Source organism: Lactobacillus sp. ESL0700, assembly GCF_029392095.1.
GTDB lineage: Bacteria > Bacillota > Bacilli > Lactobacillales > Lactobacillaceae > Lactobacillus.
The window spans coordinates 1,499,613-1,514,989 of sequence record NZ_CP113930.1 but is presented as its reverse complement, the minus strand read 5'-3'; the positions used below and the strand labels follow the sequence as shown (position 1 = coordinate 1,514,989).

Below are 15,377 nucleotides of genomic sequence, written 5' to 3'. Positions count from 1 at the left end.
TCAAAACTTAATAGCTATTAAGAATTATCCATGAAAGTGAGAATAAGCGCCAAGATGATGACGAAAGTTTAGTCTAGCTTAGATAATGTAAATTATCCCTCTTCATGGGTGATTTTTTTTGCCTTTTTTTTGGTATAATCATGTTAGGCTTTTTAGGATGGAGAAAAAATGGCAACAGATAATATTATAAAAATCAAAAATGTAACTTTCACATATCCAGATACAAAACAGCCAGCTATCGATAATATTAGTTTTAATATTAAAAGAGGAACATGGACAGCAATTATTGGTCATAATGGTAGTGGTAAATCAACGATTATTCGTTTAATTAATGGTTTGCTTGTTCCTGATAATCCTGAAGAAGCTAGTATTGAGGTTGATGGTGTCGAGCTTAATAACGATAGTGTATGGGATATTAGAAATAAAGTTGGTATTGTTTTCCAAAATCCTGATAATCAATTTGTAGGTGCAACCGTTGCAGACGATGTAGCTTTTGGCCTTGAGAATCGTGGTGTACCCCGCGAAGAAATGCTTAAAATTGTTCCTGAGGCAATTAATGCGGTGGGTATGGCTGATTATACTAATTCTGAGCCGTCTAGTCTCTCAGGCGGTCAAAAGCAGCGTGTGGCAATTGCTGGTATTATTGCAATTAAACCCAAAATTATTATTTTGGATGAAGCAACTTCAATGCTTGATCCCGAGGGTCGCAATAAAATTTTGCAAATTGTCCATCAAATGAAAAAGGAATATGATTTAACCGTTATATCAATTACGCATGATATTGATGAGGCTAGTTTAGCGGACCAAGTAATTGTCATGAATGATGGAAAATTAATTGACCAAGGTTCCAGCAGTGAGATTTTTAGTCAAACCACACTTCTTAAAAAATTAGGGTTAGACGTACCATTTTTTGAGCAAATTAAAGATATGCTTTTGGAACGGAATATTAATATTCCTAAAACTGTAAATTCAGAAAAAGAGTTGATTAATTTTTTATGTCAATTAAATTCAAACAAGTAAGTTATATTTACGCGCCAGATTCGCCACTTGAAAAAAAGGGTCTGGATGATGTGAACTTTGAAATTCAAGATGGTAGTTTTACGGCAATCATTGGTCATACTGGTAGTGGCAAGTCGACTTTAATGCAGCATTTTAATGCGCTATTAAAACCAACTAGTGGTCAAATTGAGATTGCTGGTACAACGATTACACCGGAAACTTCAAACAAAAACTTAAAGCAGTTACGCCGGCATGTCAGTTTAGTTTTCCAGTTTCCTGAAGCACAGCTTTTTGAAAGCACAGTACTAAATGATATTGCTTTTGGTCCGAAAAATTTTGGTTATAGTGAAGAAGAGGCAAAAAGAGTTGCTCATAATTGGCTGAAAAAGGTTGGCCTACCAGAAGATATTGCAGATAAGTCACCGTTTGAGCTTTCTGGTGGACAAATGAGAAGGGTAGCTATTGCAGGTGTCTTAGCTTATGAGCCGGAAATTCTGTGTCTTGATGAACCTGCTGCGGGGCTTGATCCACACGCACGTAAGCAAATGATGAATTTATTTGCAGAATATCAAAAAGCAGGCCATACAGTAATTTTGGTAACCCATAATATGGATGATGTGGCAAATTATGCCGATGATGTCTTAGTAATGGAACATGGGCAAATGATTAAGCATGATAAGCCTCAGGTGATTTTTAATGATCGTTCTTGGTTGCAACAGCATTATCTGGATGAACCACAGGCATCGTTATTTGCTTCTAAATTAACGGGATTTGAGTTTTCAACTCCGCCATTAACAGCTCAAACGCTAGTTCAAGGAATTGAAAAAAATTTAAAGGAGTGAGTCTGTGAGTAAAATTTTAATTGGCCGATATGTACCGGGAAATTCACTTGTTTATAAGATGGATCCGCGGGGTAAATTACTTGCAACCATCTTTTTTATTTTAATTATTTTCTTAGCTAATAATCCGCTGACTTATGCGATTGTCACCGTATTTAGCTTTATTGCGGTAGCAGCAACTGGATTAAGGGCAAAAGTCTTTTGGGATGGCGTTAGACCATTAGTTTGGTTAATCTTCTTTACATCACTGCTGCAGCTGTTATTCACTGTTGGTGGTAAAGTTTATTGGCAGTGGACCATCTTTGCGATAACTAGCTATGGTATTGAAAACGCAATTTACATTTTCATTCGATTTACAGTCATTATTTTAATTTCAACAGTTATGACGGTAACAACAATGCCGCTTGAAATTGCGGATGCAATGGAGTGGCTATTAACGCCGCTTAAATTAATTAAGGTTCCAGTTGATAAAATTGCGTTGGTCATGTCGATTGCATTGCGCTTTGTACCAACCTTATTTGATGAAACTGTTAAAATTATGAACGCACAGCGGTCACGTGGCGCTGACTTTAATAACGGTGGACTTATTACGCGAGCTAAAGCAATTACACCATTGCTGGTTCCTCTATTTATCAATTCTTTAGAAACTGCAGTAGACTTGTCAACGGCGATGGAATCCCGCGGTTATCGCGATGATAATGGACGAACCCGTTATCGCATACTGCAGTGGTCAAAGTTTGATTTGTTAGACTTAGGTTATTTTGCAATTTTAATTGCGTTGTTAGTAATTTTTAGGACACATTAATGATTACAAGATATAAAATGACACTTGCGTATGATGGCCATTTATTTCATGGCTTTCAATCGCAGCCGCATCAACGTACTGTTCAGGGAACAATTGAAGCTGCACTGACTAAAATGACTAAGGGTAAAAAAATAATCGTTGAAGGATCAGGGAGAACTGATGCGGGGGTACATGCTGTAGGTCAGGTAATCCACTTTGATTACCCGGGAAATACTATTCCTCCAGAAAGAATGATTTGTGCACTCAACTCGATCATGCCTTTAGATATTGTCTTTAAAGAATGTGAAATCGTTGATGAACACTTTCATGTCCGTTATAGCGCTAAAGGAAAATGGTATCGGTATCGGGCAAGTCTTGATCGCTTTGTTGATCCATTCAAGCGTTTTTACACTGGCCACTATCCTTATCCGGTCGATATTAAAAGGATGCAGCTGGCTGCTCGCGACTTGATTGGTACCCATGATTTTACAAGCTTTGCTGCTAGCGGCGGTCAAATTAAAAACAAAGTAAGAACAATGTATTATGTTAATATCGTTCAGGATAAAGAAGCAAACGAAATTGTTTTTGACTTTATTTGCTCGGGCTTTTTATATAACATGGTGCGAATTTTAGTTGCTACTCTGCTAGAAATCGGCAATGGTAAACGACCGCTCGATGATATTCCCCGGGTAATAAAAGCAAAAGATCGAGAACAGGTGAGAGAAACCGCACAGGCAAGTGGATTGTTTCTTTATCATGTCTTTTATGAGGATTTACCAAAAAAATATCGGCAAGACGTTGATTAATATTGACAATTTAATAAAAAGGACGTATTCTAGAACAGTATGTTTGTCCATGATAGGCCCCGGCAACTTATTGTTTTCAAACAACGTATAAACGGAGGAATTTACATTGCGTACTACACAATTAGCAAAACCTAATGAAATTGAACGTAAGTGGTATGTTATTGACGCAACAGATGTATCTTTAGGTCGTCTGTCTACTGCAGTAGCCACTATTTTAAGAGGTAAGAATAAGCCTCAATACACACCAAATGTTGACACTGGTGACAACGTTATTATTATTAACGCTGCTAAACTTAAGTTAACTGGTAAAAAGGCTACTGACAAGATTTATTACCACCACTCTGGTTGGCGTGGCGGAATCAAGGCTGTTCCAGCTGGTGATTTGCTTGCCAATAACCCAGTTAGATTAGTTGAATTGTCAGTTAAGGGTATGCTTCCAAAGAACACTCTTGGTCACCAAGAATTCATGAAGATGCATGTTTATGCTGATGCTGATCACAAGCATGAAGCACAAAAGCCTGAAGAATTAGACATTAATAAATTAATCTAGGAGGTTAAATAAATGGCACAACAAGTTGCATATGCAGGTACTGGTCGTCGTAAGGACGCAGTTGCGCGTGTACGTTTAGTACCAGGCACTGGTAAGATTACTGTTAACAACAAAGATGTTGATCAATACATTCCATTCCCTAACTTAGTTAAGGATTTGAAGCAACCATTGACTTTGACTGAGACTGATGGTCAATACGACGTTAAAGTTAACGTTAATGGTGGTGGCTTCTCAGGTCAAGCTGGTGCAATCCGTCTTGGTGTTGCACGTGCTCTTCTTGAAGTTGACCCAGATTTCCGTGGTCCTTTGAAGAAGGCTGGTTTCTTAACCCGTGACCCTAGAATGGTTGAAAGAAAGAAGCCAGGTTTGAAGAAAGCCCGCAAAGCTTCACAATTCTCAAAACGTTAATTTTGGATTTACGTTTATCAAAAAAGGTATCTCAATCGAGATATCTTTTTTTGTTTAAATTAAAAAGATACTGTTACCTTTGCAAAAGTTAGAGTAAAATTAACTTGGTTTTTGTTTATACAAGGAAAAGCAAATAAAGATGCTATGAAAAGGAGGTATTATGAAACAGATAGTTGCAGGTATATTGGCAAATGTTGATGCGGGCAAGACAACTTTATCTGAAGCACTGCTTTATCAAACGGGAACAATTAGAAAATTAGGGCGTGTCGATAATGGTAATGTCTTTTTAGATTCAGATCAGTTAGAAAAAAGGCGCGGCATTACCATTTTTTCTCATCAGGCAAACTTAGAATATCAAGACTTAAAGATAACATTGCTTGATACACCGGGGCACGTTGACTTTTTAGCGCAAACAGAGGGTGTACTAAGTGTATTAGATTATGCGATTTTGGTGATTTCTGCTACTGCTGGTGTACAAAGTCAAACAAGAAAATTGTGGCAACTGCTCCAGCAGTATCAAGTGCCGACTTTTATTTTTATTAATAAAATGGATGCTAGCCAATCACAAGCAGCAGCAATAATCGCTCAATTGCAAAAAGACTTGGCAGCTGGCTGCGTCGATTTTGAATTAGAAAACGCACAACTATCTGCTGGGGCTCAGGAGCAAATTGCTGTTCAAGATGAGGATGTTTTAACTGATTATTTGTCCACAGGCACTGTCACCGATGCAACTATTCGGCAGATGATTAAAAAAAGACAAGTTTTTCCTTGCTATTTTGGTTCTGCATTAAAATTGCAGGGAATCAAAGAATTACTTTCTGGAATTGCGTTTTGGAGTGAAAATTACCAGTCGAGTGCTTCAGACTTTGGTGCACGAGTATTTAAAATTTCCCACGATGCCAAAGGTGAACGGCTAACATGGTTGCGAGTAATGAGTGGCAGTCTACAACCAAAGCAAGTTTTGTTAACTGATCAAAAAATTAACCAATTAAGAATTTATCAGGGTGACAAATTTACTACTAAACAAGAAGTTACAGCAGGACAAATTTGTACTATACCCAATTTAAGCGAGACTTATCAAGGACAAGGGTTGGGAGTTGAAGTAGACAGTCAGGATTCACAAGTTCAGCCAGTGTTGACCTACGTTGCTGATATTAAGGATAATGATCCGCATACTTGTTTAACGGCTCTAAAAGAATTAGAGGATGAAGACCCGCAGCTTCACGTTGTTTGGAATGAGCATGGCCAAAATATTAGTGTGCGCATTATGGGCGAAGTTCAACTGGAAGTTTTACAGCAATTGCTGCAGGAAAGATATAATCTTCAAATCAAATTTGGTACAGGAAAGATTTTATATAAAGAGACTGTCACCGATTCGGTTGAAGGTGCTGGGCACTTTGAACCACTGCGTCACTATGCGGAAACTCACGTGGTGCTTGAACCAGCCCAGCCTGGTAGTGGCCTAATCATTGTCAATGATTGTCCTAATGAAGTTTTAGCTCCAAATTGGCAAAAGCAGGTGATGTTTGACTTACGAAATAAGGAACATTTGGGTGTCTTAATTGGTGCCCCCATTACCGATATGAAAATCCGTTTTGTTAGTGGACATTATAATTATAAGCACACGCAAGGCGGGGACTTTCGCAAGGCTACTTGGCGAGCTGTACGTCAAGGCTTGATGCTGCTTAAAGCCAAGGAAAAATGTCAATTACTTGAGCCGTGGTATAATTTTCGCTTGGAGATTGCTTCAGCGCAAATTGGTCGGGCAATTAGTGATATTCAGCAAATGAAGGGCACCTTTAATGAGCCAGAATTGGGTACCAATGATGACGTTGAGATTTTGACGGGGTCTGCGCCAGTTAAGCAAATGCAAAATTATGCTAAGGTAGTACGAAATTATACTCATGGTCAGGGCAGCTTGGAATGCACCTTTGGTTGCTACCATCCCTGTCAAAATGCAGCCGAAATTATTGAGGAATATGATTATTCCCCAACTCATGATTTAGCTAATACACCGGATTCCGTTTTTGTACCAAATGAAATTGCGACGAGAGTGCCATGGGATGAGGTTCCCAAATGGGCCCATGTGCCGTATCAAAATAAGTATAAATTTGGTGGCTATCACGCTTAAAAAGAACCTATTGATTTGATAATCAATAGGTTCTTTTTAGTTAAGATATTTAATTAAACAAAATTTATGAATTTCAAAAGCCAGGCCACAGACAAGATAAATAACCCAAAGGCTGCCCCATAAGTCATTATCATATAGAGAGGCACCACAATAAATTACAGTTGCTGCCATAAAATAAATTTTCTGCAGTTCCCTGAGATTTAGGTATTTAGGCTTAGTTTGATTATTTGTTTGCTTTTCATTACCAACTAAATAATCAATTGATACAGCATACAACTGGCTTAACTGCTTTAATTTTTCTAGATCAGGAACTGCATCCCCAGTCTCCCATTTGGAAACAGATTGTCTGGAAACTTCCATTTTGGTTGCTAATTGTTCTTGTGACCAGTGATTAGCAATTCTTTGCTCTCTAAGGTGCTCACTTAAAATGCTCATAACTTCCTCCTGTTATTTTAATATTGACTAAAGTATAGCGTATTGCAAAGTTGCTTTCTACAAACTGACGGTTAATTTTCGTCAACTACTGGTTGCTATTCTTGATTTAGCAGCTTTTTTAATTGATCCAAAAAGATTTGGGCAGCGCGAGATAGGACCGAAGTTTTTGACCAGATTAAACTGGCATGAATGCTTAGTTCTGGCTCAAGTGGAATAAAGATTAAGTTAGTTTGAGCTAAATTGATGATACCGTCAAGGCAAAGCACATCCCCAACACCGTGTTGTGCCAAAATTGCCGCATTGTTGAGCAAATTATATTTGGCAACGGTTTGAAACTTAAGGTCACTTTGACCTAGCCAGTTAGTTAACAGTGTCTGACTGGTGTGACGTTGCGGCAGAATTACTGGCTTGCCGATTAAATCAGCAACTTGAATTTTAGCTTTAGTAGCTAGAATTGAATCGTTTCTGGTTAGTAGACCCCATTTTGTAACCCCTGGAAGTGTTAAGAAGTTATAATTGGTTTTATTGAAAGGCTCAAGAACAAAACCGAAATCAAACACACCGTTTTGCATTTTGCGTTGTACCTCACTGGCATCGCAACTATGTAAGTTGACAATGACATTCGGTGCCACTTGCTTCAATTGGTTAATGGCATCTGCAATTGTGCTGAGCATTGGTGCCTCCGAGCAGCCGATAAAAATACTGCCGCTAATTTCGGCATTTTTACCGATATTTGTTTTTGTCTTATCAGCTAACGTTAAAATTTGCCTAGCTTGATTGGCAAGATACTCGCCATCAGTTGTCAGCTTAATGGTTCTGGTGCCACGCTCAAATAATCTGACTCCGAGCTCTTGCTCAAGTTCGTGAATTTGCCGTGAAATTGTGGGCTGTGAAATATGCAGCTTGGCTGCAGCACGAGAGATGTTTTGTTCGTTAACGACCGCTAAAAAATAGCGTAAGACTCTAAGTTCCATTGTGTTCCTTTGATTGAAATAAGTTAGTTATGGTAATAATTTTAGAATAAGTATAAAACTTTGGGGAAGTAAAATAATGAAAAAGAAAAATTGGTTTTGGCTTGGAATAAGTATAATTATTTTGCTTAGTATTGGTATCGTCTGTTGGCATGCGGTTAATGGTCGTAATAGTTATCCGGCTAATACTAATCAGGTTGGTCAAGTTATGGATCACTCAGACAGCACGCCGACAATTTATCTGCATGGCTGGGGTGCCAGCGGCAAATCGACAGACAGTATGATTGCGTATGCTGAAAAGCATAACAATGCACATCAGGTACTGACTGCCAAAGTTAAGCGTGATGGTACGATTATACTGCGGGGAACTTGGCCAAAAGGCATAGCACACCCGATAATTCAGCTGGTGTTTGCTGACAATAAAAATGGCAATTATTACTTAACGCGCGAATGGTTTTATCACCTTATCGTCTTATTGCAGAAAAAATACCGCATCAAGCACTACAACACAGTAGCACATTCGATGGGTAACTTAACGACAATGTTTTACCAAGTGAAGTATGGCAGTAATTCTAAATTGCCTAAGTTAAGAAAGCAGGTTAATCTTGGCGGTCATTTTGATGGCATCGTGGGGATGGACGACAAGATAAATCATAATTATTTATTATCTAGTGGGCGTCCTAAATATCTCAATGCATCATACCGTTATTTATTAAAATATCGGCAAAATTATCCTAGTGGTGTGCAAGTCTTAAATGTTTTTGGCAATAAAGGTGATGGTACCAATTCTGATGGGGATGTTAGCGTTGTTTCGGCTCGTTCGCTGCGATATTTGTTGCGCGGGAAAGTAAGCAGTTATCGCGAAATTGAAGTTAAGGGAGCTGGCGGTCAGCACAGTCAACTTCACGAAAATCCCAAGGTTGACCAAGCTATCGGCCGATTTTTATGGTGAAGTGCTAGCTATGCCTAATTGCTATAATATCCTATGTTAAATAAGTATTAGACATAAGTTGCTCTGAATAATTATAATAATTACAAAAAATCAAAGGAGAGCAGCTATGGAATATGCTAATTTAGGTAAAACGACCATTAAGATTTCTAAATTATGTGTTGGTGGCATGAGTTTTGGTCAAGCTGGGACAATGCATGATTGGACGTTAAATCCAAGTGATACTGAGAAGGTTGTCGCCCATGCATTAGATTTAGGAATTAACTTTTTTGATACAGCTAACAGTTATTCTGCGGGTACCGGCGAGGAATATTTAGGAAAAGCACTGAAAAACTGCACTACCAGAGATAAGGTAGTGATTGCTTCTAAGGTTTATTTCAATCCTGGCCGCCTATCACGTAAAGCGATTGAACGTGAAATTGACGGTACTTTAGAGCGACTAGGAACGGATTATTTGGATTTATACATGATTCACCGGTTTGATTATGATACGCCGATTGAGGAGACAATGTCTGCTCTAAACGATTTGGTTAAGGCCGGAAAAGTTAGGGCGCTTGGTGCATCAGCGATGTATGCCTATCAGTTTTACAATATGCAACTAGCTGCGCGGGATCATGGCTGGACCCAGTTTTCAGCAATGGAAAATCACTATAACTTGCTTTATCGAGAAGATGAGCATGAATTGATCCCGCTTTGTCGCCAAATGGGCGTCACATTGATGCCGTATAGTCCCTTAGCTGCTGGTCGACTTGCTCGTCCTAATTGGGATGCCGATACTTTGCGCAGTAAAACTGACCGGGTAGCACGTGGTAAGTATGACCATACGAAGAAATATGATGTGCAGATTACTAAGCGAGTTAACGAATTAGCACAAAAATATCAGGTGAAGATGTCGCAAATTGCGTTAGCATGGTTATGGTCTAAGGGTATAACAGCACCAATTATCGGGGCAACCAAAATTAGCCATTTTGATGATGCAGTAAATGCGCTTTCTGTTAAACTAACTAATGAAGATATTGCTTACATTGAGCAGCCATATTTTCCGCATAAAATTGTTGGTGCGATTGATGAAAATCCACCAGCAGGGACAGTATTATTAAATGAGGATTCAAAATGAAAGAACTATATTTGATGCGGCACAGTCAGACATTATTTAACCAATTACACAGAATTCAGGGGTGGTCAGATTCGCCGTTAACCCAGCAGGGAATTAAAGATGCACAAGAAGTCGGGCAATACTTTAAGTCGCATCAAATCACCTTTGACCACGCTTATTCGTCAACGCAGGAGCGGGCCTGTGACACGCTGGAGAATATTACGGATCAGCCATATACCAGATTAAAGGGCTTGAAGGAATGGAATTTTGGCGTCTTTGAAGGGCAAAGCGAGCAGCTTAATCCCCATAATGACAGTAGCCGGCATTCATACGGTGACTTCTTTCTGCAATTTGGCGGCGAGTCAGATATTGAAGTACAGGGGCGAATGAATAGCACTCTGACATCGATCATGGAGCAGCCAGATGCGCACCACGTTCTAGCAGTTAGTCATGGTGGAGCATGTTTCATGTTTTTGCAAAAGTGGCTGCCTTATGATGAAATTAAGCAGCGAGTAACCAACTTCCATAATTGTTGCATTCTCAAGTTTACTTATGAAGATGGTAAGTTTAACTTTGTTGAGGCAATTAATGTTAAAAAGCAATAATCTTATCGGTGCGTAACAATCAAATTAAATTGGCGTTAACCCAGAATACACAAAAACCACTGCTAAATTTAGTAGTGGTTTTGTATTATTATAAACTATCTTGAATGTGGTCGCCAAGATACTCGTAAAGCATGCCTTGCTTTAATGCTGTAGTATCAATTCCAAGTGCTTCAGCAATTGCATAAGCAAAAGCCCAAGCTGTTGCTGGTCCTCGGCTAGTAATTACTCGTTGATCAGAATCCGTAACTGTAATGTCTTCTTTAAAGTTACCACTTGGTGCATCATGCTTAGTTTGAGTATCAAATCCAGGATAACAGGTATAGTTCACGTCATTTAACACGCCATAGCGAGCCAAGGCAATTGGTGCTGCACACATGGCAGCATCCCACTGTTGATTTTCGTGGCGCTGCACCATTAAAGACTTCAATAGCTGGTTGTCGCGCAAATTTTCGGCGCCAGTTTTACCACCCGGAAAAGCTACTAAATCATAATCAAGCAAACTTTCATCGACGATTTTGTCACAAGTTAACTTAATATTGTGATCGCCAAGTACATCCTTGCTAGTTAATCCTACCATGTCGGCTTGCACACCTAAGCGACGTAGAACGTCAATCACGCTCAAGCCTTCAACTTCTTCGCAACCATCAGCGAAGACTACCGCAACTTTAGTCATCTTTTATACCTCACAATCTGTTACTTTTATTATAAACTAGCTGAGCTGAAGGTAAAATAATAAATCGCTTAACTTGTTCAGGTGCAGTGTGGGATGCGGGGTAATCGGAATTTTGCTTTTTTTAGGTGCCAGCCATAGTGATTGCAGGTTGGCATTTTCAGCACCTTGAATTTCCTCGGTGAGGTTGGTACCGATAACTAGACTGGTTGCCGGGTTAAAGTCGTTGTGCTCCTGAAAAATAGGTACAAACACATTTTTATTAGGCAGTTTGACAGCGGAATTTTCTGGAAAGTAAACGGCAGAAAAATAATTGAGCAGTTCACTTTCTGCTAGTCGGGGTGCTAATATTTTTTGCGGCTCTTTTGCCAGCATTACCAAATTAACTTTAGCTGACATTTCATCTAAAAAGGCAATCGCATCTTGAACCAGTTGTTTCTGCTCGGTCATTTTTTGCCAAAAAATTTGCTGAGAAGTTTGTAAATTATCGTTGCAAAATGTTTGCAAAATTAATTGAATGCGCTCGTTTAGACCGAGAAACTTTACTTTCTCCTGCAGGCTGGTGTATCTAATTCGTTCAGCAGGGCCAAAATCGCGGCCTAGCTCACGTAAAGTTTGCCGAAGCGCGTTTCTTTCGGCTACTTTTTGATTTAACAGATTGCCTTCGGGAATAATTATCAATGTTTCAAACTTTGTCACTGTTAGTTTACCTTCTTTATTTGTTTTCTACTTGCATTATAATAGATATTATTGCTAAAAAGGAGTTAAAAAATGCCGTCAATTTTTACATTAATCTTTATTTTACTGGGAGGAATTGCAGGAGGTCTACTGTCATCAGTCGCATCAATGGCATCGCTTGCGTCCTACCCAGTCTTATTAGCCGTCGGGATTCCGCCAGTTTATGCCAATGTCACTAACGACGCCGCTCTCATTTGGACCAGCGTTGGCTCGACGATTTCATCAACTAAGGAACTCAAGGGACACTGGAAACAAGTCGGCTTTTATGGCTTATTTACAGTTGTCGGGTCGCTTTTAGGCTGCTTTTTACTATTATCGTTTCCATCAAGTGTCTTTGAAAAACTCGTGCCGTTCTTCATTGCCGGCTCGGGAATTATGGTGCTGGCATCCGGCAAGCATCACAGTTTAGAACCACACAAAAGACCGCTCTGGCAAGAAATTTTCTATATCGCAGCGTTACTCGTAATGGGTGTTTATACCGGCTACTTTGGTGCTGCCGGTGGCGTGATTGTGCTGGTACTGTTAACCTATATTACTGATGAAAAGTTTATTGTCGTAAATGCCATCAAAAACGTTATTTGCGGCTTGGCTAACCTGGTAGCGTTAATTGTATTTATCTTTACGTCACACATTTACTGGAATCAGGCTATTCCACTTGCCATCGGGATGTTTATCGGTGGTTATTTAGGAATGGGAATTTTGCGTAAGGTTCCGGCAAATGTTGTCCGGTTATTCATTGCGGCTCTAGCGTTTATTCAGGCAGGGTATTTCTTTTACAAAGCATATATGTTATAGTTTAATACAATCTATTATGAAAGGAGAATGCGAATTGAGTACAGAAGTTTATTTGGTTCGGCATGGTGAAACGATGTTTAACCAGCTTGATAAGGTTCAGGGCTGGTGTGACTCACCATTGACGGTTAAAGGAATTAATGATTTAAAGCGAACCGCACAGGCTTTAAGTCAGGTTCATTTTGACAATATGTATTCTTCAGATTTGAAGCGAGCAATTGATACCGTGCACTTAATGAAAGATGCCAATCAGGTATCGGAAATTAACAAAATCAAAAAGCTGCCAGAATTTCGGGAAGTCTTTTTTGGTTCGTTTGAGGGTGATGATGTTCATCATACTTGGGAGCAAGTTGCAATGGCCGCTGGTATGGGTCATGAGGATAACGTGACCAAAATCATTAATCAAGTCGGTATTTATGAGTTTCGGGAGGCCACCAAAGAAGCTGATCCACGACATTTGGCCGAAAATAAGGAAGAACTTGATGCCAGAATGGTGCGTGCGGTTAACGTGCTAAGCGATTTAACCAAGAATGAGAAGCGCGTTTTGCTAGTGTCACATGGTGACTTTATCAAAACCTTGGGAATTAAGTACTGGAACCAAAGTGATGGGTTACACGACATTATCTTTCCTGATAACGGTAGTGTCAGTCGCGGCATTCTCCATGACAATGGCAAATTTGAAATTGTCGATTACAATATTAATGCAGAAAATATATAGTCTTACTGGGAGCAGTAAGACTTTTTTGTTACACTAAATGCAAGGAAAGGAATGCATAAAATGAAAGATCACACAACTAAGCGTTATGCTTATGTAACGCTACTTAACATTATCATTACCATTGCAGAGTTTATTGGTGGGTTTGTGTCTGGGTCCTTAGCCTTATTGTCAGATGCTGTCCATAATTTAAGTGATGTGGGTGCGATTATCATTTCGTTTGTCGCACATTTAATTAGTAATCGTAGTCGCAATCAGAATAAAACGTTCGGCTATGAGCGTGCCGAAACCTTGGCCGCCTTCACTAACGGAATTATTTTAATTTTAATCAGTATTACTTTATTTGTTGAGGCAATTGAGCGTTTTTGGCAGCCTAGCCAAATTAAGGGCGGTATTATGCTGGTAGTTTCGATTATTGGTCTGATAGCTAATTTTGTTTCGATGTTGGCGATGCACCAAGATGCAAAAGGGAGTTTAAACGTCCGTTCAACCTTTGTGCATATGATGAGTGATGCCTTGTCTAGCGTTGCTGTCGTCATTGGCGCGATATTTATTTACTTCTGGCAGATTACTTGGCTTGATCCTGTCATGACGATGTTAGTATCAGTGTTTGTTCTGCATGAGGCATATCAGATTACTAAAAAAGCAGCGAATATTTTAATGGAATCAAATCCTGATATTGACCTTGAACAAATGAATCAAATTGTGTTATCTTTTCCAGAGATAAAAAATATTCATCATGTGCATTTATGGCGCTACAGCGACAATTATATTATGCTTGATGCCCACGTTAACGTGGATGCTAAATTAACTGCTGGTGAATTTGAAAAGTTAACGCAGCAAATTAGTAAAAAGTTGCAGCAATTGGGGATTAATCATATTAATTTTCAAGCTGAGTGTGAACGTGGCAAGAATGATGAGATGATTGTGCCGGGCCATGATCACGAAAATTAGGGGAAATAGAAATGAAAGTTAGTCTTTTTACAGCCATTATTGTTTTGATTGTCGGACTTTACGACATGGCGTATTCATATAATCGTCGCCGGCATAATCAGCGCGGAGGCGGCACAACAGCCTTTATGATTTTAGGAATTATTTTTGTCATCGGTGGCATTGCAATGATGATTTTGCACTGGGTCAAGTAGATGGTCAAGTTAGTTTTAGTTAGACATGGTGAAAGCACGGCCAATTCGGCCAATGTCTACACTGGGTGGAACGATGTGCCACTGACTGCTAAGGGCAGGGCACAAGCAAGGCATGCTGGTGAACTAATTAAGCAAATTCCTGACTTTGCACCAACACATATTCATACTTCGGTTTTATCGCGGGCAATTGTGACTGCAAATGTTGTGGCTGATGTTTGTCATTTTCTGTATTTACCAATTACCAAAACTTGGCGACTGAATGAGCGGCATTACGGCAAACTCCGTGGCATCAATAAGGATTTGTCCCGCCAAATTTATGGTAAGCAGCAAATTCTAGAGTGGCGCCGCGGCTTTTATTCAATTCCGCCAGAGGGGAAAAAGATTACAGATCGCCGTTACAATACCTGTGACTTGCACCGCCTGCCGCTTGCTGAGAGCTTATATCAGACGCAACAGCGCTTATTGCCATACTATAATAATGAAGTTGCAAGTAGATTGAAAAACGGTGAGGACCAATTAATTGTTGCTCACGGATCAAGTCTGCGCGCCTTAATTAAAAAAATGGAAGAAATTAATGACCACGACATTGTGCAGGTAGAAGTTCCTAATGCAGAGCCAATTAGCTATACCTTGGATGATCGTTTACAAATTGTTGATAAACAAATTTTACGCTAAATTTTAAGATTGCTTTTAGTTCTGATTAAGGAATTTGGCAGATGTATGTTAAAATTTATTACGATACTA

Annotated in this window: 19 protein-coding genes; 15 read left to right on the top strand and 4 right to left on the bottom strand. The window is 39.4% G+C overall.

The window, feature by feature from the left end:
- Positions 1-168: 168 nt before the first annotated feature.
- The 7 genes from OZX63_RS07215 (at position 169) to OZX63_RS07185 (ending at position 6,517) form a co-directional block, all read left to right on the top strand.
- Complete coding sequence (locus OZX63_RS07215) at positions 169-1,020, top strand: energy-coupling factor ABC transporter ATP-binding protein (RefSeq protein WP_277142769.1); 852 nt, start codon at positions 169-171, stop codon at positions 1,018-1,020.
- The gene (locus OZX63_RS07210; RefSeq protein ID WP_277142767.1) at positions 996-1,841 is read left to right on the top strand and encodes an energy-coupling factor transporter ATPase; all 846 of its coding nucleotides are present in this window, start codon (positions 996-998) and stop codon (positions 1,839-1,841) included. The genes OZX63_RS07215 and OZX63_RS07210 overlap by 25 nt, the downstream gene beginning before the upstream one ends.
- A gap of 4 nt (positions 1,842-1,845) precedes the next feature.
- Positions 1,846-2,643: an energy-coupling factor transporter transmembrane component T gene (locus OZX63_RS07205; RefSeq protein WP_277142765.1), complete on the top strand. Its 798-nt coding sequence runs from the start codon at positions 1,846-1,848 to the stop codon at positions 2,641-2,643.
- Positions 2,643-3,428 (top strand): tRNA pseudouridine(38-40) synthase TruA, encoded by a 786-nt coding sequence (gene truA, locus OZX63_RS07200; protein ID WP_277142763.1) that lies wholly within the window; start codon positions 2,643-2,645, stop codon positions 3,426-3,428. Before OZX63_RS07205 ends, truA begins: the two co-directional genes overlap by 1 nt.
- Positions 3,429-3,534: 106 nt before the next feature.
- The gene (gene rplM / locus OZX63_RS07195) at positions 3,535-3,978 is read left to right on the top strand and encodes a 50S ribosomal protein L13 (RefSeq protein WP_277131824.1); all 444 of its coding nucleotides are present in this window, start codon (positions 3,535-3,537) and stop codon (positions 3,976-3,978) included.
- A gap of 12 nt (positions 3,979-3,990) precedes the next feature.
- A complete protein-coding gene (rpsI, locus tag OZX63_RS07190) occupies positions 3,991-4,386 on the top strand; it encodes a 30S ribosomal protein S9 (protein ID WP_277131822.1) in 396 nt (131 codons plus the stop codon).
- 160 nt (positions 4,387-4,546) lie between these two features.
- Complete coding sequence (locus OZX63_RS07185; RefSeq protein ID WP_277142761.1) at positions 4,547-6,517, top strand: TetM/TetW/TetO/TetS family tetracycline resistance ribosomal protection protein; 1,971 nt, start codon at positions 4,547-4,549, stop codon at positions 6,515-6,517.
- A 36-nt stretch (positions 6,518-6,553) separates the two neighbouring features.
- Here OZX63_RS07185 and OZX63_RS07180 read toward each other — a convergent pair whose 3' ends face one another.
- Both OZX63_RS07180 and OZX63_RS07175 read right to left on the bottom strand, forming a co-directional pair.
- Entirely contained in the window at positions 6,554-6,952 is a 399-nt protein-coding gene (locus tag OZX63_RS07180; RefSeq protein WP_277142759.1) for a helix-turn-helix transcriptional regulator, read from the bottom strand.
- A 95-nt stretch (positions 6,953-7,047) separates the two neighbouring features.
- Positions 7,048-7,926, bottom strand: coding sequence for a LysR family transcriptional regulator (locus tag OZX63_RS07175; protein WP_277142757.1), 879 nt, complete (start codon positions 7,924-7,926; stop codon positions 7,048-7,050).
- Between the two features lie 76 nt (positions 7,927-8,002).
- Here OZX63_RS07175 and OZX63_RS07170 point away from each other — a divergent pair, with 76 nt between their 5' ends.
- From OZX63_RS07170 to OZX63_RS07160, 3 genes are all read left to right on the top strand, one after another.
- Positions 8,003-8,875 (top strand): alpha/beta hydrolase, encoded by an 873-nt coding sequence (locus OZX63_RS07170; RefSeq protein ID WP_277142755.1) that lies wholly within the window; start codon positions 8,003-8,005, stop codon positions 8,873-8,875.
- A gap of 106 nt (positions 8,876-8,981) precedes the next feature.
- Positions 8,982-9,989, top strand: a complete 1,008-nt coding sequence (locus tag OZX63_RS07165) for an aldo/keto reductase (RefSeq protein ID WP_277142753.1) — start codon at positions 8,982-8,984, stop codon at positions 9,987-9,989.
- Positions 9,986-10,573 (top strand): histidine phosphatase family protein, encoded by a 588-nt coding sequence (locus OZX63_RS07160; RefSeq protein WP_277142750.1) that lies wholly within the window; start codon positions 9,986-9,988, stop codon positions 10,571-10,573. Before OZX63_RS07165 ends, OZX63_RS07160 begins: the two co-directional genes overlap by 4 nt.
- 88 nt (positions 10,574-10,661) lie before the next feature.
- On the opposite strand, the gene OZX63_RS07155 is transcribed toward OZX63_RS07160, so the two are convergent.
- Together OZX63_RS07155 and OZX63_RS07150 are read right to left on the bottom strand one after the other, a co-directional pair.
- Entirely contained in the window at positions 10,662-11,246 is a 585-nt protein-coding gene (locus OZX63_RS07155; protein WP_277142749.1) for a DJ-1 family glyoxalase III, read from the bottom strand.
- A gap of 36 nt (positions 11,247-11,282) precedes the next feature.
- Positions 11,283-11,942, bottom strand: coding sequence for an HAD family hydrolase (locus OZX63_RS07150; RefSeq protein WP_277142747.1), 660 nt, complete (start codon positions 11,940-11,942; stop codon positions 11,283-11,285).
- A 72-nt stretch (positions 11,943-12,014) separates the two neighbouring features.
- Here OZX63_RS07150 and OZX63_RS07145 point away from each other — a divergent pair, with 72 nt between their 5' ends.
- From OZX63_RS07145 to OZX63_RS07125, 5 genes are read left to right on the top strand one after another with little or no spacing between them, the layout of a single operon-like run.
- On the top strand, positions 12,015-12,776 hold the full coding sequence (locus tag OZX63_RS07145; RefSeq protein ID WP_277142745.1) for a sulfite exporter TauE/SafE family protein: 762 nt from the start codon (positions 12,015-12,017) through the stop codon (positions 12,774-12,776).
- A gap of 34 nt (positions 12,777-12,810) precedes the next feature.
- On the top strand, positions 12,811-13,491 hold the full coding sequence (locus OZX63_RS07140) for a histidine phosphatase family protein (protein ID WP_277142742.1): 681 nt from the start codon (positions 12,811-12,813) through the stop codon (positions 13,489-13,491).
- A 60-nt stretch (positions 13,492-13,551) separates the two neighbouring features.
- Positions 13,552-14,442: a cation diffusion facilitator family transporter gene (locus OZX63_RS07135; RefSeq protein ID WP_277142741.1), complete on the top strand. Its 891-nt coding sequence runs from the start codon at positions 13,552-13,554 to the stop codon at positions 14,440-14,442.
- A gap of 11 nt (positions 14,443-14,453) precedes the next feature.
- Positions 14,454-14,633, top strand: coding sequence for a hypothetical protein (locus tag OZX63_RS07130; RefSeq protein WP_277131804.1), 180 nt, complete (start codon positions 14,454-14,456; stop codon positions 14,631-14,633).
- Complete coding sequence (locus OZX63_RS07125) at positions 14,634-15,308, top strand: 2,3-diphosphoglycerate-dependent phosphoglycerate mutase (RefSeq protein WP_277142739.1); 675 nt, start codon at positions 14,634-14,636, stop codon at positions 15,306-15,308.
- Positions 15,309-15,377 lie beyond the last annotated feature (69 nt).